Origin of the sequence: Paenibacillus methanolicus, assembly GCF_008124765.1 — a bacterium.
GTDB lineage: Bacteria > Bacillota > Bacilli > Paenibacillales > Paenibacillaceae > Paenibacillus_Z > Paenibacillus_Z methanolicus.
Map to the genome: position 1 here is coordinate 355,735 of NZ_VNHS01000006.1, position 19,214 is coordinate 374,948.

The window sequence follows — 19,214 nt, forward strand, 5'->3', positions numbered from 1 at the left end:
TCTACCGATCCGGTGACCAGTTCGGTCACGATTGTGACACGGTAGACGCAAAAATAAGCCGGCACCCTTAAGGTACCGGCTTGTTGCCCGTGCATTATAGCTTCGTATCGTCTACCCCATCCAGCCAACGTTCGATCCCGCCGATGATTGATTCGACGCAGCCATCCGCGAACGGCGAGGTCAGCCCGGCGAACTCGACCAAGCCTAGGAAGGATTGACCGCCGCCCGCGCGGCACAGCTTGAGGTAATCGGCCCACGCCGTCTCGAAGCTGTCGTTGATCCGGTTCCAGAACTGGAAGGCGCAAATTTGGGCGAGCGCATAATCGATATAGTAGAACGGATAGTGATAAATGTGGAGCTGACGCTGCCAATAACCGCCTTGTTCCAGATAATCGTTCCCCTCGTAGTTGCGGTGCGGCAAATACTTGCGTTCGATCTCCCGCCACGCTTGTTTCCGCTCGTCCGGCGTCGCGTTCGGATTGCTATAAACGACGTGCTGGAATTCGTCCACCGCCACGATATACGGCACGATCAGCAGCGCGCTGGCCAGATGGTCGAACCGGTATTTCTCGGCGTCCTCTTTGAAGAACCGGTCCATCCACGGCCATGCGAAGAACTCCATGCTCATCGAGTGAATCTCGCACGCTTCCGACGTCGGGAAGTAATATTCAGGAACGCCCACATGTCGGCTCTCATACACCTGGAACGCGTGGCCCACTTCATGCGTCAGCACGTCGATGTCCCCCGAAGTACCGTTGAAATTCGAGAAAATGAACGGCACCTCGTATTGCGGCAGGAACGTACAATAGCCGCCGCCTTGTTTGCCTTTCTTGCTCACGAGATCCATGAGGTCGCGCTCGTTCATCATCTGGAAGAACGCGTCGGTCTCCGGCGACATCTCGCGATACATCTCGGCTCCGCCCGCCACGATCCATTCCGGATCGCCCTTCGGCGTCGGGTTGCCGGTCGCGAAGCTGAACGAATCGTCGTAATACTTCAGCTGCTCCACGCCGATGCGCGCCCGCTGACGCTCCTTCAGCTTGCTCGCCACAGGCACGATGTGCGTCAGCACTTGGCTGCGGAAGTTGGCGGCCATCTCCTCGTTATAATCGGTCCGGCTCATGCGCGCGTAGCCGACCTCGACGAAATTATCGAATCCCAGCTTGCGGGCGATCGTCGTTCGAACCTGGACAAGCTCGTCGAAAATGCGATCCAGCTCCTGTCCGTTCTCGGCCATGAACGCGTAGCGCGCCTCGGCTGCCTGCCGTCTCGTCTCGCGGTCTTTCGACTGCTCGAACGGAATGAGCTGTGGCAGCGTCCGCTCCTCGCCTTCAAACGGAATTTTGGCGGAGGCCATCAGCTGCGCGTAGGCGGAGATCAGCTTGTTCTCTTTTTGCAAATCCTCGATAATCTCGGGTTTGAACGTCTTCAGCGAGAGTTCGGCCAGCTGGAATAGCTGCTTGCCCCAGATCGCCTCCAGCTCGCCGCGGAACTTGGACTCGACGAGCGCCCGGTAATAATCGGTCGTATATTCTTGAATGACAGGCTTGATTTCATCGATGTAATCTTGTTCCGCCTTGTAGAATTCGTCGTTCGTGTTGATGGAGTGCCGGATCTCGACCAGCGTGCACTGCGTCTCGAACGCGATCCGCAGCTCGTTGACGGCTTTGATCGCCTCATTCTGTTCCTGGGCAGTCTGGGCATCGTTAAATTGTTGAATCCGTGCTTTGTACTGCTGTTCGATCTGCTTCACATCCGGCCGTTCATAGCGGAATTCGTTGAAAATCATGACTTGAGCCCACCCTCCAAATTGGTTGTAGAAATACAAGGCTACAGAAAATCGCGAACCTATCCATCTCGCCTGTATTTCTAATAAATCCCAGAACATTAGCCTGGATCATCTAATTATTACAACGAACGTGCTATTATTTCCTTGTTGTAATAGATAAAATTTAACAAATGCATTTGATTATGATGTTACGCTGCTGCATGATGCAATTACAAGATGAATATAAGTATCCTATTTCGCAAAAAAGCCGCCCTCCATGTTGAGACAGGCAAATCCTAATCTACGAAACTCAACATCAACCGCAGCTCGTAAGACTCGATGCCGCTACACCTTCACCTGCTCGACCGCCTCTTGCATTCGCGTTGCGCTTGCGCTTAACGCCGCCGCCCCATCGTGCACCTGACGCATCTTCTCCAGCTGGCGCTCGGTCAGCGTCTGAATGCTCCGCGTCCGCTCGGAGACGCCGCCTGCAACGCCGGCCATGCTGCTGACGGTCGCCGCCACTTCCTCCGCGCCTGCCGACAGCTCCTCGACCGCAGCCGACACTTCCATGATTTGGCCAGCGACGAGACGGAACGCTTCAACGGCATGGGTGAACGCCTTCTCCGCTTCATCCGACATCCGCGTGCCTTCCCCAATCTCCTGCGAGGCTTCCTCCATCTGTCCGCTTATGCGCGCCGCCTGACCATCATGCCAACCTGCGAATGCCGCCCTATCTGCCCTACTGCACCGTCACGTTCCCTCTGTACATATTGCCGGCCGGACTTCTCGTGTTGCCCTTGGCGATCGCGTTCGAATTGCTGTACGCCCCTACCACGTAGACGGCGCTATTCGTCAAATGAACGGTGTTGTTCATGAACTGGTTGTTGATGCCCCACCCCGCGATAATCTCGTGCAGCTGGAAGGCGTCGACGAGCACGTTGTTATCGTTCTGGTAGCCGACGTTGTTGCGGATGATCGCCTCGTTCCCTTTGACATCGATAAAGCTATCGGCGTAATTTGCGCCGCTGATGCCTTCACCATAGAAGGTGCAGTACTCCACGAGCGTACCGATCGTCCGTTCCTTGATGTCGATATGCTCGGCCGTCACGTTCGGCCCGATCACGACGTTCCGGATCGTGTTGTGGTGCGTATTCGGATTGTAGCTGGCTCCGTCCGCCGAGCCGACATATACGCCTTCGCCAAAGCCTGCGTTGGTTTTGCCCGTGTCGTGGACATGCGAATTCTCGATCGTGCCATGTGAGCTGCCGTCCCGGAAATGAACGCCCTCGTAGCCGATGTTGTACACTTCGACGCCCGTAATAAGGGCATGGTTGGCATTATCGAGCATGATACCTTTCTGCGCGTTCGTGAACTTCAATTTCCGAATCACCCAGTAGTCGCCCGTCACTTGCAGCGCATATCCGGATCCTGCGGAATAACCGGACAGAATGGCCGGGTTGTTCGGATCGGCGCTCTCGATCGTAATCGGGGCCGCCGCCGTGCCGTTCACCGCGGAGGAGAAGCTGCCCGTATAGGTGCCGGCAGCTAGAGCGATCCGCTGACCGGGCTGCACGTTCTTGAGCGCGCCGTGCAGGCAAGAAGCCGTCGAGCATGGGATCGTGCCTGCCGCCGGCTCCTGCGGCGGCGTCGTTCCGCCTCCACCGCTTGAGTCACATGCTCCTTTATCTTCCCAAACGCCCCACTGCCCCGTCGTGCCGGGTTCTTCGCCGCTCGTCCACCATTTGGCCTGCCACAGCTTGTTCTGATGCGTCACCTGCGCGCCTCCGCTATAGGCGGCGCTTGCGCTCCATGCCGGAGCCGTGCACGCGGCCGCCGAGGCATGCCGCGGCTTCGCGATCGCAATCCCCGTCATCAAGATCGCGCTTGCGGCGAGCAGCAGCGCGAGCAGGAGCATCGTTCCCCGCTTGGCCCGTGCTCGTTGTACGTTGACCGTCATCATCCGTTATTTCCCTCCTCGTTCTAGTAGCCTTCTCTTGGACTGGCGATACGCGAATCCCTACCGCGTCCGAACATGAACGCCGGAAGGCATTCATCAAGACCAACCACCTCCTATTGCAGTCGATTACCAAAATTATAAATTGTTGGTCATTTATCAACCATTTAAATATTCAGACATTTTTCGCAAAGGAGCCCCCGCCGCGCACTCGCATTGTCCATGCCGAAGCGGCCATTCATCCATGGAAGGCCGCTTCAGGTTGTTTTATCATGAACGGATAATCGGAGTAGTTAGCGAATGAGGTGCATCGCCTAATGAGAAGGCCTTTTCAATCGGATACGATCGGAGATCGAATCGTCCATATATCCCTGCCCCAATCCTATGCCCAATCGCAAAAACGGTATCCCGTCGTCTACATGCAGGACGGCGCCGATCTGGCGTATGATTGCTTCAACCTGCTGGAACATAAATTCATGACGGGAGAGCTGCCGGAGCTCATCCTCGTCGGCATCGAGCCGCTCATCCGCAACGATGATTACACGCCATGGCCGGCCAAGTCGCTCACTGGCACGTATGCGGACTTCGGCGGCAAGGGCGACGACTATCTCGAGTATTTGACCGCGACATTGAAACCGCATATCGACCAAACCTACCGCACCGAGTCCGCAGCGGCGCAAACCGGGATTATCGGCGCTTCTTTCGGGGGCATGATCTCGCTCTACGCCGCCTTCCGCAAACCGGACGTATTCGGACGGATTGGCGCGCTGTCCCCCTCCGTCTGGTATGAGCGGTTCCTACCGTTCGTCCAGGAGACGCCGCTGCCGCAGGCTGGCCAGAAGATCTACATGTCTATCGGCAATTTCGAAGGGATCCACAAAACGAACATCCAGCGCAACATGGTGCCCTTCTCGCACGATGCCCGCCGCGCGCTGGAACGTCAGGGGCTCGGCGAAGACCGGCTGAGGTTCGAGGTCGAAGAACGCGGCACGCATGATCAGGTGTTCTTCGTGAAACATTTCGTCCATGCCTTGGCGTGGCTGTTTCAGTAGAACCGCGCCTCAAGCGCCAAACGGCGCGAAAGCTTAGGGGAACTCAACCCCGGGCCTTCGCGCCGTTTGTTTGTCATGCGCGCGTATCATCGCCATTAAATGGCAGCTTCTACGCCTGCGTCATCCTTGCCGCTCGCGCCGCCAACAAGTTCCAGAAAGTGCCGGAACGGTTTCGACACCCATTTTCGCTTCGCATAGATAATCTGCGTATAGAACCTGCATGCGGGATGCGCGAACCGCTTCGCGGACAGCTTGCCGCGAGACGCGTCTTCCCGGACCACGATCTCGGGCAGCAGCGCGACGCCAAGTCCGTAGACGACGCATTGCTTGATCGCCTCCAAATTGCCGAATTCGTACGACAGCTTGCAGCTGACGCCGGCCTCCTTGAGCGCGCCAAGCAGCATCGCCCGGTACGTGCATCCATCCTCGGTTAGAATCAGCGACTCGCCTGCCAAATCGCCAATGGTCACCTCGTCAATTCCCGCCAGCCGATGATCGGGATGCGTCACGATGACGAGCGGCTCTTCCCTCACCGCGATGGTATGAAAATCAGGATCGGCGAAGGGCGGATCGAGAATGACGCCTAAATCCAATTCCCCTGCCCGTACCGCCTCGATGATCGCCGGCTCGTTGCCGGGCTGCAGCATGACGTTCATTTCCGGGTATGCGCGCTGAAACGCCTGCAGATGCGGCGGCAGGAAAAAAGCAGCCATCGTCTCGATCGTCCCGATGGAGAGCGAGCCCCCGTTCTGCGCGGAGACGGCTTCCTTGGACTCGCCGTGCAGCCGGATCAAATCCCGCGCGTAGCCAAGCAGCACCTCGCCCGCATGGGTGAGCTTCATGCGGCGGCCGAACCGCTCGAATAGCACCGCCCCGTACGATTCTTCGAGCCGTTGGATTTGCGTCGTAACGCTAGACTGCGCATAACCAAGCTTCTCCGCCGTCTGCGTAAAGCTTCCGGATTTGGCAACCTCCAGGAAGGTGTGCAAATAAGTCAATTCCATGTTCGTTTTTCTCCTCCCGATTCAGTCGCGCCGTTCGTTTATGCTCCATTATGGGCGGGTAGGCGAGAATGTGCAAGACGAACGATGTCGGCGAAGCGTATACGTCCCTATATGTAAAAAAAGGCGGAAACCGAAGTTTCCGCCCCATTCGAGCTTGCCGCTGCCGCGTTAATCCACGACGCTGCCGATGAACCGCTCCAGCTGCGCCGTCTCCGACACGCTCTGGTTGCACGCGCTCGCATCCATGCACATATAATTGCCGACGGCTTTGTAATAGTCGGGCGAAGATTTGGCCGGTCTCGACTTGGCGATCGCCGAGAACATCCCCACCTCGCTCACCCGGTTGCACACGAAGCAGTAGCTCTTCTTGTGCGACGGCGTGAACTTGCCTTCGATGCCGACGATTCGTCCGTCATAGTCGTACACAAGGAACATTTTGCCCGTCGCGATGTCGTGCCAGCCCAGATAGGTGACGAATCGGCGGTCGATAGCTCCGACATCCGGCACCTTCAGCTTCTTATTCTTCGGGAACAGCTTGCGAATCCCCGTCTCGCTTACCTCGGGGAAGACTTCGACCAGCGCTTCCAGCGTTCGCAGATACGTCTGAAAATCCTCGGCCGTCTTCGCTTCCGCCAATCCTTCGAGCAGCTCGCGCTGCGCTCCCGTCAGTTCCGGGAACTGCTCCGTGATTTTCGCGATCGCGCTGCTTCGGACCGTTTGCACGATTTTCGGATCCGCGCTCGTCCGCAGCGCCTGCTGCACGATGCCCGTTTGTTTCTTTATAAAGTTATAGCGGTGGTTTCTAATAAATGGTCCCATTGCTGGTCAGCTCCTTATTTTGGATGTTCATGCCTGTCAAATAAGGGGCAAAGCCACCATTAGAAACGATGCCAGCCGATTTAGGCGATGTAATCTCTCATTAGCGCCCCATGCAAAGTATCGCCTCCTAATCGTGGCTTTGCATGAGTGAGTGGAACCCGGCAATCGCGTGTTGCCATACTTACCACCTCCTATGACTCCATCATATAGCGATTCGCTAGGCTCCCGCAACAATATCAATTACCGCCGGCCGCCTGCGCCCGATATTGGCCCGGGGTGAATCCGGTCCACTTCTTGAAAGCATTCTGGAAGGCGCTCGGTTCCGAGAAATGCAGCGCATACGCAATATCTCCGACGGAATAGCCCGGTCTGCGCAAATACGCGATCGCCAGTTCCCGACGCACCCGGGACGACAGCTCTTGGTACGAGGTTCCTTCTTCCTTCAGCTTCTGCTGGACCGTTCGCGTGCTCAGGCCAAAATGCTCCGCCGTCTGCTGCAAGCTCGGGAAGCTCGCGGGCATGCAGACGCCGATCCATTGCTCGGTCCGCTGCGTGAACGACTCCGGCTTGGCCAGCCCCAGCTTCGTCTCCCGCGCGACGCTCTCGAAAATCCCGAGCAGCTTGGCGTCCGCGTACAACACCGGATCGTCCAGCACGCCGCGAGGCAAGACCAGCTCGTTGCCGGTGGCGCCGAACGACGGCGTCAGTCCGAATACTTGGCGATAGGGCTCCAGCATCTCGGGTGCTTCGTGCGCGAAATGAACACGTAGCAGCCCGATCCGACGATTCGTCAGTCTTTCGATCAGCCTATAGATGGAGCTCGTCATATCTTCCGCGCAATGTCTAGACATTCGGCCGGGATGCGAAATAATCATCCGAATGCGCAATTCTTCCCCTTCCGTCGCCCAATCCAGATTGAAGCCGCTGCACAAAATGTCGTTGTACCGCTGATAGGCGGCCAGCGCCCCTTCCACGGTTCGCGAGTGCATCATCACGTAGCCCAAGATGCCCAGATCCGCGAATTCCGTAATTTGCCCTTGATGCAGGCCGAAATGATCGTCTCCCGAATAGCGCGCCGCGGCGATCATGACCCGTTCCAGTTCCAGGCCCGGGATGCGCGCGTCCGGATCTTGCAGCAGCCGGGCGTCAAAGGCGGCGTCCGCGCAGAACGCCTCCCACTCTAATCCTTTGTGCACGATGGCTTTCATGACCGGGTACATCATCGAAATCGTAACATCCGGCGTATTCAACAATCATTTGCCCCCTTTGCGCGAATTCGCAGCCGTCCTTGCGCCATTCATCATACCCGCCGGCCTGCGTTCGTCTTATGCTTATTGCAAGGATAGCATATTGCACGCAACCGAAGGAGGAGTAAGAACATGAAAGTTCTCGTAATCAATGGCCACCCCGAAACGCAAACCTACTGCGCCGCTCTAGCAGACGCTTATGCCGAAGGCGCCGCCCAAAGCCGGGCCGATGTCCGTCGTCTCGACGTCGGCGCCATCCGATTTCAGCCAAACTACGTCAACGGTTTCCAGAAGCAAAACGAACTGGAACCGGAGCTCGCGGAAGCCCAGGAACTCATCCGCTGGGCCGACCACCTCGTATTCGTCTATCCAACCTGGTGGGGGACGATGCCCGCGCTGCTGAAAGGTTTTATCGACCGCGTTTTCCTCCCGGGCTTCGCGTTCAAGTACCGCAATAACTCGCAGCTGTGGGATAAGCTGTTAACCGGCAAATCCGCGCGCATGATCGTCACCATGGATACGCCGCCGTGGTACAACCGGTGGATCTATCGTCATGCGGGACACCGGGTCATGCGCGACAACATTCTCAAATTTTGCGGCATCTCGCCCGTGCGGATTACGGAGATCGGCCCCGTGCGGCCATCGACGGCCGAGAAGCGGGAGAAATGGCTGGCCGACGTGCGCAACCTTGGGATGAACCGCGGCTAACGCTAGTCTATAGCGATGCGGCGAATCCGAAACCGAAACCGTTGCACGCATGAACGAAAAGCAAAAGGCCGCCTCGCCCCATGGAATTTGGAGCGTGCGCGGCCTATTGCGAATGTTCCGGACAACGGACTCGTTTATCATTATTCTTCTGCCGTGAACCGGAAACTACTCAGTTGGAATTCCCCGTCCTTGTAGCCGACATCCGCTTGAATCTCGCCGAAATACTGAGGCTCGGCTACATTCTCGATGACGATGCCAACCCCGAACGTCGCGATCAGCTTGTTGGCAGACGCCTCAAACCCGACGATGGCGCCAAATCCAAGCTTCTCGGTCACTTCGCCGTTATAGCCCGTTTGAAAGGACTTTAAACTCACCTTCGTTGTCTCGCCGTTCAACGTCAGATGCCCGAACAACTCGCCATCGACCTCGGATGTCTTGAACGTCAGCGCGTTGCCAAGCTGTGCGAGGTAATCGTCCTTCTCGAAGACGTGATCAACGAACGGGGTAGCGCTATCGGCCGATTCAGCGGCCTTCGCTTCATCGCCCTCGGACTCGACGATGTGCAGTTCGTCCACCGATAGGCCCGTCCCGGAATCGACGTTCAGGGCGACGGACAGCTCATCGGCGCCGTCTAGATCATAATCGCTTGCCTGCAGCCGCGGCAGAATCATCCTAGGCGTCGTGTAGGTCCAGTCGAATTGCTGTCGCTTCTCGCCGATTTGGAGCAGCGCGCCTTGCGGTTGAACCGGCGACAGCGTAATGCCGTGCTTCGGAATCGAGACGGGTGGGATTTCGAGCTCGGCTTCGCCGCCTTTCGTTTCTGTTTTGCCAGCCGCGCCCGATTCATCGGCAGCCAGATTCCCGCCGTTCTCCGGCTTGTCTTGCGACGCGCATCCCGCAGTCAGCATCGTAGCCGCTGCTAGTCCGATCAGCAGCACGCTTGTTTTCACCTTCCATGTCATGCCCACTTTTGTATCTACCTCCAAAATGTTCCACTTCCAACATAGACGTCATTCCTTCGAAAATGTTGCCGGGAGGAGGTCCCGAATGCAAAAAACACGCCCCCTAACAGAGGCGTGCTTGCAAACAATTCGAATGTTTAGATCCCGAGGCTAACTTGATAGCCCGGCTGGTTCATCGGATGGTTCTGGTTGATAAAGACGGAACGGTCGTTCTTCAGCATGATTACTTCAAAGAACGGCTTGAAGCGCTCTTCCGTAATGTTGAACGCCGTCAAGAACTTGGCGAACAGCTCCTGCTCTTCGCGCTCCGGCTCGCCGTCCGCCAGGGACGAGTCGACCAGGTTGACGAGGATACACATCTTCTGGGCATCCGTCAGAATTGGAGCCGCTTCGCGAAGGAACGTTTCGATGGGATTGGACCGGGTGTATTTCAGCGCCCGATCCAGCAGCGCGCGGTTGTTCGCGCCTACGCCGATGACGCCGTTCTTGGACTCGCCGCCGAGTACCGCGAGCAGCTGGCCGATTTCCTCGTTATCCATTTCGCCGTCGGATTTCATCATGTACAGCAGCGAAGTCGCGAACGCGAAATGCGGCGTCATGCCCTCCGTCGATTTATCGCCTTTAAACATATCAAACAAACCCATGGTTCAAAACCTCCCGCAAATGTTAGCCCAGGCTACCGCCCGGTTCCCTTGTTTACGTACAAGCAGGCCGGACGTTTCACGTTCTTCAGTTCAGTCTGTGCACGACTTCATATTTATTGCCACAAGGGTCCTCGAAATATACGGCATAATACGTCGGACTGATTGGAAATAGCCGCGGCCCGTCGCTCAACTTGCCGCCAGCCTCTCTCACCAACGCCGCAATCCGGTCCACTTCCTCCCGGTCGTTCGCCCAGAAGCCGACCAGATTCGCGCAAGGCCGATGGGCCGCATCTTCCGTAATGGCGAAATACGGGACGCTCGGCAGCTCGCCTTCCCCCGCGAATACGTTCCAATCCGCGCTGTGGTAGGCTCGGGTAAAACCCAAGGCAGGCAGCAACCGCTCGTAGAACGGCAGCGCCTGCTCCAGACTGTTCACTCGAAGATCGATATGGCTGAATCGGTTCATTGCTCTCATCCTCTCCCATATTTACGTACGTTGGCTGGCCTTGGCCATCATAGCGGCAATCGCATCTTCCCATAGCTGCTTCATCTCTTCCCTGAGCGCCGCGCTGGCAAGCTGCTCCTGATGGAAGCTGACCGTCGTGCCGGTCTTCGCCGGCAGCAGCCGAATCTGCAGCGTCGACGGCGACGGCCAGGCCGCTCGCTTCCAACGCAGGCGCAGCTGCTCACGGGACTTCACGACGCGAAACTCGCCGCTCACGCCTCCCGCGGTCTCGAACGTCTCGCCGACCTGGAAGCGCGGCGTCTCGACCTCGCCAATCCATAGACGCAATCCCTCCGACGACGTCAGGAACGCCCACGCCTGCTCCTGCGACCACGGCAGCGTCCGGCGAACGCCGATCTGATAGCCGGTCGCCGCGGTCAAGCCGATCACGCCTTCTCTTGACCGATCATTCCCCATTGCAACCTCTCCCCTCTCCTTGAAGCGAATCGATTCGTTAAGCCGTCAATTCGAAGCTGCCCATGCCCGCGCGAAAGTCTCCACGCCGCCAGCGATAACCGCCTCGGCACCGCGATCCGCGATCGGCGAAGCGACGAACAGTCCCGCCATGAACGCGCCGTAATTCATCCACATGAACGCCATGGCTTGCGCCTGCACATCCATCTCGATTACGGCTTGCCGTTCGCGCATATCCGCCAAATACCCAGTCAACAGTTCCAGCAGCTTGCGCGGATGCTGCTGCGCCCGCTCCCGGATATCCGTCAGCTCGTCGTCCTTCAGGACGATCAAGAACAGATGCCGGTTACGGTTCATGATGTCGTGGTATAGACGGCTGATTTGATGCAAATCCTGCGCTAAATCCCAAACGATGTCCTCGCGGAAGAAAAGCTCCATCTCGGCCGAGTAATGATGGCGGTCGACCGCTTGATCCAATAAATTCTTCTTGCTGCCGAACTGGCGAAACAGCGTCATCTCGCTGACGCCGGCCGCGGCTGCGATTTCCTTCGTCGATACGCCCTTAAATCCCCGGTTGGCCATCAACTCGATCGCGGCCGCCATCAGCCGCTCCTTGCTGCTCCCGCTACGCGATACGGTCATACTCTCACGCCCACTCCCTGATGTGATAGTTAGTGATAACTAACATTGTGTGATTTCAGCTTACCTTTTCCAACCATTCTTGTCAAACGTTCTATCTCTTAGGTTCGCTATTGACCTTAGGTCAGACCTAAGGTTTATAGTTAACGATAACGCCGCAAGAAAAGAAAGGAGCTGGATCGTTTGCATACCCATCTCACGATCGGCGAATTAGCGAAACTCATGGATATATCCGTCCACCAAATCCGTTATTTCGAAGAGAAAGGCATTTTGAACCCCGCTTTTACCGGCGACAACCAATATCGCATGTACGGGATCGAAGAGATTTACCGTTTGTCTCATGTCCTGCTGCTGCGCGAGCTCGAGGTTCCGGTCGGCGACATTCAGGTTGCCCTTGCTTCCTACGCGCCGGAAGATTACGAGGCGCTCCTGAACCGGTCCATGGCGCGTATCGCGGCCGAGATCGATCGGCTTCACCAGCTCCGCGACTTCACCGGCCAGCTGTTGGATCGACGGGCACAATGGTCGCAGACGGGTAAAGACGCCTGCTGCGAAATCAAGATGCTCGAGTCGCGACGATTAACTCGCTGGATCCTGCTTCCCGGTAAGGAAACGCTTCATGCCCGCCATCTCGCCGAACGGAAGCCTAGTCGCGGCGATCTGTTCAAGTCCGATTTGCACTTCGTCTACGGAATGGACGAGGAGAGCGCGATCTACATCGCTACCGCACCCGGAGACACGGCGGATCTCGTCTTGGAGGCCGGCGAGTATCTTGCGAAACGGTCATCGCTGGCAGATGAAGACGAATTGGAACCCGAAATCGCAAGCCTTCTCCGCCAGGCCGAGCAATGGGGACTGGAACGTTCGGGGCCTGTGATCGCGATCGAGGATTCGTACATGTCCATGTTCGATAATGGCAAGCTCCTCTATGAAATTCAGTTTGCCGTGAGCAGAATGAAGGAGGTTGGCAAATGATGGATCCGCTGCAAATCGAGCTGGCCCCCAAACGTACCGCGGATCATCGGGTTGTCGCCCAATTAATTGCGAAATCGTTCCGCCGCAAATTTCAAGCGCTCTTGCCCATCGACGAGGCTCGGCTGGGCGAATTGCTTGCCGCGTGCTTGCCGGAGAATGGAGGCGCCGGCGCACCGCACATGATCGCCCGGATGCAAGGCGTAGTGATCGGTTCAATCGGCTTAACCCGGGCCGGCGGCTCGGCTAATTCCGATCTGCGTTGGAGAGAGGCGTTAACCGGGCTGCGGCGAGAGTACGGCTGGCTGCGCGCCTGCAAATTCGCGGCAGGGATGTCTTTGCTACACTATGAGCCGCAGCCAGGCGAATGCTACATCGACCATCTCGCCGTAAGCGCCGGCCATCGTAATTTGGGAATCGGCAGCCGACTCTTAACTTGGGCGCAGCAATATGTCCAAGACTGCCCGGATCTGAAGCAACTGTCGCTTCACGTCGCGGGTTCGAATAAGAGCGCGTCCCGGCTGTACGAACGCCATGGTTTCGCGACGATGCGCGAGTTGGCAAGCCGGACGAGCGAATGGATTCTGAAAGAATATCGCTGGGAATATATGATATGGATCGCCCATGGATCGGAGGTCTCGGGATGATGCGCAATTGGATGCGATGGACGGCAGCCCTCTTAGCAGGGACGATCGCGGCCGCCGTCCTGCTCTTCGTCTGGCAGCACGACTTCGAGATGGTCGAACAGCAGGTCGCCATTCGAACGAAAGAAGGCGTGCTGCGCGGCATATTGACAATGCCCGAGAAGCCGGTCGGCAAGGTTGGTCTCGTCGTCTTCGTCCACGGCGACGGTCCTGCCGATGCGTCCTACGACGGGTTTTACAAGCCGCTGTGGGAAGCATTCGCGCAAGCCGGCTACGCTTCCTTATCCCTTAGCAAGCCCGGCATCGGCGGATCAGAAGGCCACTGGCTGAACCAAAGCATGGAAGACCGCGCCGAGGAAACGCTGCAGGCAATCCGCTGGGCGAAGCAGCAGTCTATGATCGACCCGCTGCGGATCGGCTTATGGGGCGCTAGCCAGGCGGGTTGGGTCATTCCGACCGTCATCAAGCAGGACCGTGAAATCGCGTTCAGCATCCTGGTCGCCCCCGCGATCAACTGGCTCTCCCAAGGCGCGTACAATACGCGACGTCAGATGGAACAAGACGGTTACGCCGAGCGCGATATCAGCGCTCGGCTCGATTACGAAGCACGGGTCAACCGGCTGCTTGAAGAAGGAGCATCCTATGAGGCGTATACGCGGATCGCCAAGAGCGGATCGCGCATGACCCGGGAACGCTGGCAATTCGTCGCGCGGAACTTCCGTTCAGACGCCGCAGCGGATCTCTCCGCCTTTCGCAGCCCCGTTCATCTTGTCCTCGGCGGGCGGGATCTGAACGTGGACGTGGCGGAGACCGAGCGCGTCTACCGGCAGCGCGTCGCCCCCGGATTGCTCACCGTCACGCGCCTGCCGGACGCGGACCATGCCATGCTGACGAGCGCAAACGCGGCGTCGGAGCTGCGGACGGCCCTCTATGCGCTGTTCTTTCCCCGGAAGTTGTTCGATCCCGGTTACTTAGATGACCTGGCTAGCTTCGTGCGGCGCGTAGGCGAATAGAATGAACAAAAAAAGCGGCATCCCGCGCCGCAATGCGCGAGAGCCGCCATTCCATGTTTATTTGCCTAACCGGCCGTACAGCTTAGCTCCTACGGTTGCGGCTTCTTCCGCACCGGAATCCAAATTTCGCTGCGATAGTCCGGCCGCGACGTATCCGGCGACTCGTTCCAGAGCAACTCCGGACCTCCCGTCTGTTCGTAGCCAGCGCCGGCGGACGGGAACCATTCCGAATAGATCCGCCCCCATACCGATTGCAGCGTCTGCGGGAACGGTCCGACGGCGGTAAACACCGCCCAAGCCGAAGCCTCGACTTCCAACCTCGCGAGTCCCTCGGGTGCCTGCCGCGTCGTCGCGGTCCCGATATAGTGGTCCAGCTCGCCCTTCTCTTCCATGCGCCCTTCGGAGAAATTCACCGAAGCATTGATCATGCCCGCGGGCTCGGTGTCCGACAGCCCCTTGATCGTCGCGATCAGCTCCGGCGTCAGCGTCCCCGCCAGCTCCGCGATCGCCGGATTCACGCCTTCGAACACGATCGGCACCCGCCGCATCACGCCCACGACCCGAAACGCGTCCTTCTCCACGATGCGATATTCCATTTCGCTTCCTCCCCTAATCGTCAATTGAAAGGTCACGCGCGGGAACGCCTTGAGCGTCCGGCCCTGCTTGCGGGCTTCGGACGGCGTCGCGCCGTGCAGCTGCGCGAAAGCTCGGGTGAACGAATCGGGCGATTCATAGCCGTATTTGAGCGCGACGTCGAGGATGCGGACCGCCTCATCCTGCAGCTCCACGGCCGCCAGCGTCAGCCTGCGGCGGCGGACGTATTCCGACAACGGGATGCCCGCGAGCGCAGAGAACATCCGCTTGAAGTGATGCTCCGAGCAATACGCCCGCCTGGCCGCCTCCTTGTAGTCGATATCCTCCGTCAAATGCGCTTCGATATACGCCAGCGCTTCATTCATCGTCTCCAGCACGTTTACGCGCCTCCTCTCACGTCTACCGTACCATGGTCGCCGCCAGACCGGCCCGACATTCGGTGTTCAATGCTGCAGGGTAAACAGCCGATAACCCGCATAGCCGAGCAAACCGCCCAGCGTATTGAGGATTAGATCGTCCACGTCGAACGTCCCCATGGAGAACACGATCTGCGCGCACTCGAGCGACAGGCTGACCAGGAACGCAACCAAGATCGCGCCAAGCCACTTCATGCGGGTGAGCAAGCCGACGAACGCGCCGAGCGGGGCGAATATCGCGATGTTGCCGAATAGATTCACCGCATCGTTGCGGTTGGACAATCGCTGCAAATTCCGCGTAATCGACTCGAGCGGCGTAAAGTTGCCGAAGCTGAGCCTGTGCAGCGCATGCTCCGGGTTGTCCACCGCCAGTTGGAGCTGGCGGCCGAGCACCGCGGCGTCCACCGTGCCGTATTTGAACAAAATGACTTTAACGAGACCATACCCGTAAATGAGAAATAACGCAAACCAAAACAGCTTCTTCGCGCTCTTGCCGACGTTCATGACGCTTACCGTTCTTGCGTTCTCCATATGATTCGCTCCTCCTCTACTTCAGCCGCGACGTGACGATGACGCCGCCCTGGTTGTCCCCTGATAGTTCAACCTCGGCATCCGCGGGTACATGCGCGGTCGCATGACCGGGTACGGCGACAACCTGAATCTCATACCGTTCGCCGTTCGCCTCCGCTTGGATGATGCCCTTCTTCCGCAGAAATGCCGCGTATTCTTCCAATGCCAATCCGTGCTCTTCGATGATCATGCTGTGCGGCAAGCCGACGTAACGAAAATGCCACGGCTCGTACTGAATGCCGGTGATCTCGGTCTTGTCCTTCGGATATCGAAGAATAAAGCCGTGCTCCGCGGCATGCCGGATTAGCCACTCTCCTTCGGGCGAGCTGCCCATTTCGCCCAGCATAGAACCGACATCCAGCGACAATCCGGTATTGTGCTCGCTTCGGCCGGGCGGCAGCGCGTAGTCCGCGCCCTTCGCTTCGTACATCCGGCGCTGCTCTTCCATGTCCCGGTAACCGCTGCTAATGCGAAAATGGGTGACGCCGTCTTCCGCGGCCGCCTCGATCATCGCGCCGAACCGTTCCGCCACCGCGGCGGAGAGCCGCGTATCCGCCTCCAACAGCCCATAGCCTTCCGTTAATTCGGGATGCGCCGCTAACGCGACGATGTCGGGTAGAACGCCTTCTTCGCGAACCGGATGCGCCGAATTGACGAGAATCAAGTTGCCGCCGTACGTCTGCGCTTCGGACAGCTCGATCGACCGCCGGTTACCGTTCTTCTCTGCTGCCAAGACCGTCGGATTACCCGCATCCCCTTCCATGCGACCTGCGTCTCCTTCCTTTTGCTGGCGCTGCATATAGGAATTGCCGATCAACACGGCAAGCAATAATAAAACAACCCACTTCTTCATCAAACTCTCTCCTTTAACCGTCTGTCCTTAAGGTTAATGAAAAGTGTTTAAATCGAAAGTGGGTTGTAGTTTAAATTTTTCTTAAATTGGCATCGCCGGGGCTGCGTGGCCGTCCTCCCGCTTCAGCGGAAGCCGCACTTCGAACGAGGTCCGCGTCACGTCGCTATGCGCCGCAATGCTGCCGCCGTGGCGCTCGACGATGTTCTTCGCGATGAACAAGCCGAGTCCGGTGCTCCCGCCTTGATGGGTGCGCGCCCGGTCTCCCGTATAGAACATATCGAATAGAAAGGGTAGCTCTTGTTCCGGAATATGATTGCCGTAATTCGTCACTCGCACCGTTACCGCTTCCAGATCCGTCTCGCAGGCGATGTCGATGAAACGTCCGTCCGTCCCGTAACGCGCCGCGTTCGACAGCAGGTTCTCGAACACCCGCGCGAGCATCGCCCCGTCGCCGCTGACCATGACGCGCGGCGGTATCGCCAGTCGGGCGGACAAGCCGCCGTTCTCGAAGATGGGGACCATTTCCTCGGCCATCTGGTACAGCAGCTCGCTCAGATCAACCGGCCGGCGCTCGATATCGAGCATGCCATAATTCATTTTCGCAATCTCGAACAGCTCTTCGATCAGCCGCTCCAAGCGCCGCGACTTGGTATACGCGATCATCGCGTAGTGCTTGGCCTGCTCGGGCGGGAGCTGCTCGTTCTTCAGAATATAGTCCAAATACCCGAGCACCGAAGTCAGCGGCGTTCGCAAATCATGCGCCAAATTGAGCACGAGCTGATCTTTGCTGGTCTCCGCGAAGTCGCCTCGCTCGATGGCGTTCTTCAGCTTCTCGCCCGCGCGATTGATGTCCTCGGCGATCGACTGGAATTCGTCGCCCGAGTCGATCTCCACGCGCGTCGCGAAGTCGCCGCCGGCCAGACGGCGGATGCCGCTCGAGATTTTCTCGAAATACGCGGCGTACGGCTTGGACAAGAGGTAGAAGAATAAGACCGCCATCGGAATGAAGACGACCATGAACGTGTTGACGTCCCCGACTTCGCTCATGAATCTGCGCAGGCGCACGATCGGGTCTTCCGCGTACACGTGCTCGTGATAATAGCTTTGCAGCCCTTTGTAGAGCAAATACGTGAGCAGGCCGGAGAGCAGCATGCTGAGCCCGAACAACCCGAGCATCTTGGACCGGAAGCTGCGTCTGGATTTAACCATTGAACGTGTACCCTACTCCCCACACCGTCTTGACGAACTTGTCCTTGTCTTCGCCCAGTTTCTTGCGCAGCGTCCGGATGTGCACCATGACCGTGTTGCCGCTGCCGCTCTCATAGTAGGCGTCCCCCCACACCTGCTGGAAAATATGCTCCGCGCTGAACACCTTGTTCGGATTGCCGGCCAGCAAGCATAAGATATCGAACTCCTTGGGCGTGAGAATGACCAGTTCGCCGTACAAGACGACGGTCCGCTTGTCCGGGTCGATCATGAGTCCGCCCGACTCAATCACGGGCTTCGCCCCGGCGTGCGGCGCGTTCAATTGCAAGGCGCGCCGAAGTTGAGCGTTCACCCTGGCCATGAGCTCAAGCGGGTTGAACGGTTTGGTCATATAATCGTCGGCGCCCATCACGAGGCCGGTGATTTTGTCGAGATCCGACGCCTTCGCGCTCAGGAAAATGATCGGGAACCGATATCGCTCCCGGATTTGCCGCGTCAATTCGTGGCCGTCCAGCTTCGGCATCATAATATCCAGGATCGCCAAATCGATCGGATGCGCAAGCACCGCCTGCAGCGCGGCCGCGCCGTCGTTTGCCTTGATGGCATGATAGCCTTCCTGCTCGACGTGCATCGCGATTAGATCCGCAATCTCTGGTTCGTCGTCGGCGATTAAGATCGTAACGCGTTTCATGCGGCTAACAGCTCCTTACAACGTGATGCGGCTGTCGCCCTCCTCAGCGGCGGCGCAGCGCGTTTCATTCCGTAGAATTAAGATAGCATCATCTATCCATTCATCTTAACGGAAAAGGGAGTACCGCTCAACGGGCGATACCTATAAAGCCGAAGCGCGATCAGCCGGCGTCGTCTACGGATGAAAGCGGGATGCAGCCGGAGCAATTACCCTTATGGGTGATGTTCAGTCCGACTGCGGTCTGATACGATCGGGGTATCTGACATGGAGGTGCTGTATGACGGACCACAATAACTTGAAACCTGACGACCAAGAACAAGCAGGCAGCTCGCAGGAAGCGGAGCTGAACGATTTGCCGGAGGAGCTGGACGAAACCGAACGGCAGCAAGTCCAAGGCGGCGGCCGTCGCCGAGGTCCGCTTTCCTAGCGTAACCAGATAGCAAACAGGATGAAGAAACCCGCGACGCCGAACGGCGTCGCGGGTTCTTTGCATAAGGAAGTGACTAGGGAAGGACAACCATCGCGAATTTCTCGTT

At 57.9% G+C, this 19,214-nt stretch carries 22 protein-coding genes; 6 read left to right on the forward strand and 16 right to left on the reverse strand.

Annotation, left to right across the window (positions count from 1 at the left end; translation table 11 throughout):
• Nucleotides 1-94: 94 nt before the first annotated feature.
• From BCM02_RS17735 to BCM02_RS17745, 3 genes are all read right to left on the reverse strand, one after another.
• Complete coding sequence (locus BCM02_RS17735; RefSeq protein ID WP_148930448.1) at nt 95-1,789, reverse strand: M3 family oligoendopeptidase; 1,695 nt, start codon at nt 1,787-1,789, stop codon at nt 95-97.
• Nucleotides 1,790-2,113: 324 nt separating this feature from the next.
• The gene (locus tag BCM02_RS17740; RefSeq protein ID WP_148930449.1) at nt 2,114-2,449 is read right to left on the reverse strand and encodes a methyl-accepting chemotaxis protein; all 336 of its coding nucleotides are present in this window, start codon (nt 2,447-2,449) and stop codon (nt 2,114-2,116) included.
• Between the two features lie 61 nt (nt 2,450-2,510).
• Complete coding sequence (locus BCM02_RS17745; protein ID WP_246183429.1) at nt 2,511-3,731, reverse strand: right-handed parallel beta-helix repeat-containing protein; 1,221 nt, start codon at nt 3,729-3,731, stop codon at nt 2,511-2,513.
• A gap of 311 nt (nt 3,732-4,042) precedes the next feature.
• Here BCM02_RS17745 and BCM02_RS17750 point away from each other — a divergent pair, with 311 nt between their 5' ends.
• The gene (locus tag BCM02_RS17750; RefSeq protein WP_148930450.1) at nt 4,043-4,777 is read left to right on the forward strand and encodes an alpha/beta hydrolase; all 735 of its coding nucleotides are present in this window, start codon (nt 4,043-4,045) and stop codon (nt 4,775-4,777) included.
• A 95-nt stretch (nt 4,778-4,872) separates the two neighbouring features.
• Here BCM02_RS17750 and BCM02_RS17755 read toward each other — a convergent pair whose 3' ends face one another.
• The 3 genes from BCM02_RS17755 to BCM02_RS17765 form a co-directional block, all read right to left on the reverse strand.
• Entirely contained in the window at nt 4,873-5,781 is a 909-nt protein-coding gene (locus BCM02_RS17755) for a LysR family transcriptional regulator (RefSeq protein ID WP_148930451.1), read from the reverse strand.
• A gap of 168 nt (nt 5,782-5,949) precedes the next feature.
• A complete protein-coding gene (locus BCM02_RS17760; RefSeq protein WP_148930452.1) occupies nt 5,950-6,600 on the reverse strand; it encodes a FusB/FusC family EF-G-binding protein in 651 nt (216 codons plus the stop codon).
• A 236-nt stretch (nt 6,601-6,836) separates the two neighbouring features.
• Nucleotides 6,837-7,850, reverse strand: coding sequence for an AraC family transcriptional regulator (locus BCM02_RS17765; RefSeq protein ID WP_148930453.1), 1,014 nt, complete (start codon nt 7,848-7,850; stop codon nt 6,837-6,839).
• Between the two features lie 129 nt (nt 7,851-7,979).
• Between BCM02_RS17765 and BCM02_RS17770 the strand changes: the two genes are divergently transcribed.
• Nucleotides 7,980-8,555 carry an NAD(P)H-dependent oxidoreductase gene (locus BCM02_RS17770; RefSeq protein WP_148930454.1) on the forward strand — a complete coding sequence of 192 codons (576 nt, stop codon included), beginning with the start codon at nt 7,980-7,982 and terminating at the stop codon, nt 8,553-8,555.
• Between the two features lie 140 nt (nt 8,556-8,695).
• Here BCM02_RS17770 and BCM02_RS17775 read toward each other — a convergent pair whose 3' ends face one another.
• From BCM02_RS17775 to BCM02_RS17795, 5 genes are all read right to left on the reverse strand, one after another.
• A complete protein-coding gene (locus BCM02_RS17775; protein WP_148930455.1) occupies nt 8,696-9,523 on the reverse strand; it encodes a hypothetical protein in 828 nt (275 codons plus the stop codon).
• Nucleotides 9,524-9,654: 131 nt separating this feature from the next.
• Nucleotides 9,655-10,161: a tellurite resistance TerB family protein gene (locus BCM02_RS17780; protein ID WP_148930456.1), complete on the reverse strand. Its 507-nt coding sequence runs from the start codon at nt 10,159-10,161 to the stop codon at nt 9,655-9,657.
• An 85-nt stretch (nt 10,162-10,246) separates the two neighbouring features.
• A complete protein-coding gene (locus BCM02_RS17785; protein WP_148930457.1) occupies nt 10,247-10,627 on the reverse strand; it encodes a VOC family protein in 381 nt (126 codons plus the stop codon).
• 21 nt (nt 10,628-10,648) lie between these two features.
• Nucleotides 10,649-11,083: an SRPBCC family protein gene (locus tag BCM02_RS17790; protein WP_148930458.1), complete on the reverse strand. Its 435-nt coding sequence runs from the start codon at nt 11,081-11,083 to the stop codon at nt 10,649-10,651.
• Between the two features lie 45 nt (nt 11,084-11,128).
• Nucleotides 11,129-11,722 carry a TetR/AcrR family transcriptional regulator gene (locus BCM02_RS17795; RefSeq protein WP_148930459.1) on the reverse strand — a complete coding sequence of 198 codons (594 nt, stop codon included), beginning with the start codon at nt 11,720-11,722 and terminating at the stop codon, nt 11,129-11,131.
• A 180-nt stretch (nt 11,723-11,902) separates the two neighbouring features.
• Here BCM02_RS17795 and BCM02_RS17800 point away from each other — a divergent pair, with 180 nt between their 5' ends.
• From BCM02_RS17800 to BCM02_RS17810, 3 genes are read left to right on the forward strand one after another with little or no spacing between them, the layout of a single operon-like run.
• A complete protein-coding gene (locus tag BCM02_RS17800; protein ID WP_148930460.1) occupies nt 11,903-12,694 on the forward strand; it encodes a MerR family transcriptional regulator in 792 nt (263 codons plus the stop codon).
• Entirely contained in the window at nt 12,691-13,338 is a 648-nt protein-coding gene (locus tag BCM02_RS17805) for a GNAT family N-acetyltransferase (protein WP_148930461.1), read from the forward strand. Before BCM02_RS17800 ends, BCM02_RS17805 begins: the two co-directional genes overlap by 4 nt.
• On the forward strand, nt 13,335-14,348 hold the full coding sequence (locus tag BCM02_RS17810) for an alpha/beta hydrolase family protein (RefSeq protein WP_246183430.1): 1,014 nt from the start codon (nt 13,335-13,337) through the stop codon (nt 14,346-14,348). Before BCM02_RS17805 ends, BCM02_RS17810 begins: the two co-directional genes overlap by 4 nt.
• An 89-nt stretch (nt 14,349-14,437) precedes the next feature.
• Here the strand turns inward: BCM02_RS17810 and BCM02_RS17815 are convergent, their stop codons facing one another.
• The 5 genes from BCM02_RS17815 to BCM02_RS17835 form a co-directional block, all read right to left on the reverse strand.
• A complete protein-coding gene (locus BCM02_RS17815; RefSeq protein WP_148930586.1) occupies nt 14,438-15,307 on the reverse strand; it encodes an AraC family transcriptional regulator in 870 nt (289 codons plus the stop codon).
• Nucleotides 15,308-15,385: 78 nt separating this feature from the next.
• Nucleotides 15,386-15,889 carry a VanZ family protein gene (locus BCM02_RS17820; RefSeq protein ID WP_246183431.1) on the reverse strand — a complete coding sequence of 168 codons (504 nt, stop codon included), beginning with the start codon at nt 15,887-15,889 and terminating at the stop codon, nt 15,386-15,388.
• 16 nt (nt 15,890-15,905) lie between these two features.
• A complete protein-coding gene (locus tag BCM02_RS17825) occupies nt 15,906-16,781 on the reverse strand; it encodes a M15 family metallopeptidase (protein ID WP_148930462.1) in 876 nt (291 codons plus the stop codon).
• Nucleotides 16,782-16,862: 81 nt separating this feature from the next.
• Nucleotides 16,863-17,990: a HAMP domain-containing sensor histidine kinase gene (locus tag BCM02_RS17830; protein WP_148930463.1), complete on the reverse strand. Its 1,128-nt coding sequence runs from the start codon at nt 17,988-17,990 to the stop codon at nt 16,863-16,865.
• Nucleotides 17,983-18,678: a response regulator transcription factor gene (locus BCM02_RS17835; protein WP_148930464.1), complete on the reverse strand. Its 696-nt coding sequence runs from the start codon at nt 18,676-18,678 to the stop codon at nt 17,983-17,985. The genes BCM02_RS17830 and BCM02_RS17835 overlap by 8 nt, the downstream gene beginning before the upstream one ends.
• A gap of 277 nt (nt 18,679-18,955) precedes the next feature.
• On the opposite strand from BCM02_RS17835, the gene BCM02_RS35330 reads away from it, so the two are divergent.
• A complete protein-coding gene (locus BCM02_RS35330; protein WP_187434277.1) occupies nt 18,956-19,105 on the forward strand; it encodes a hypothetical protein in 150 nt (49 codons plus the stop codon).
• Nucleotides 19,106-19,214 lie beyond the last annotated feature (109 nt).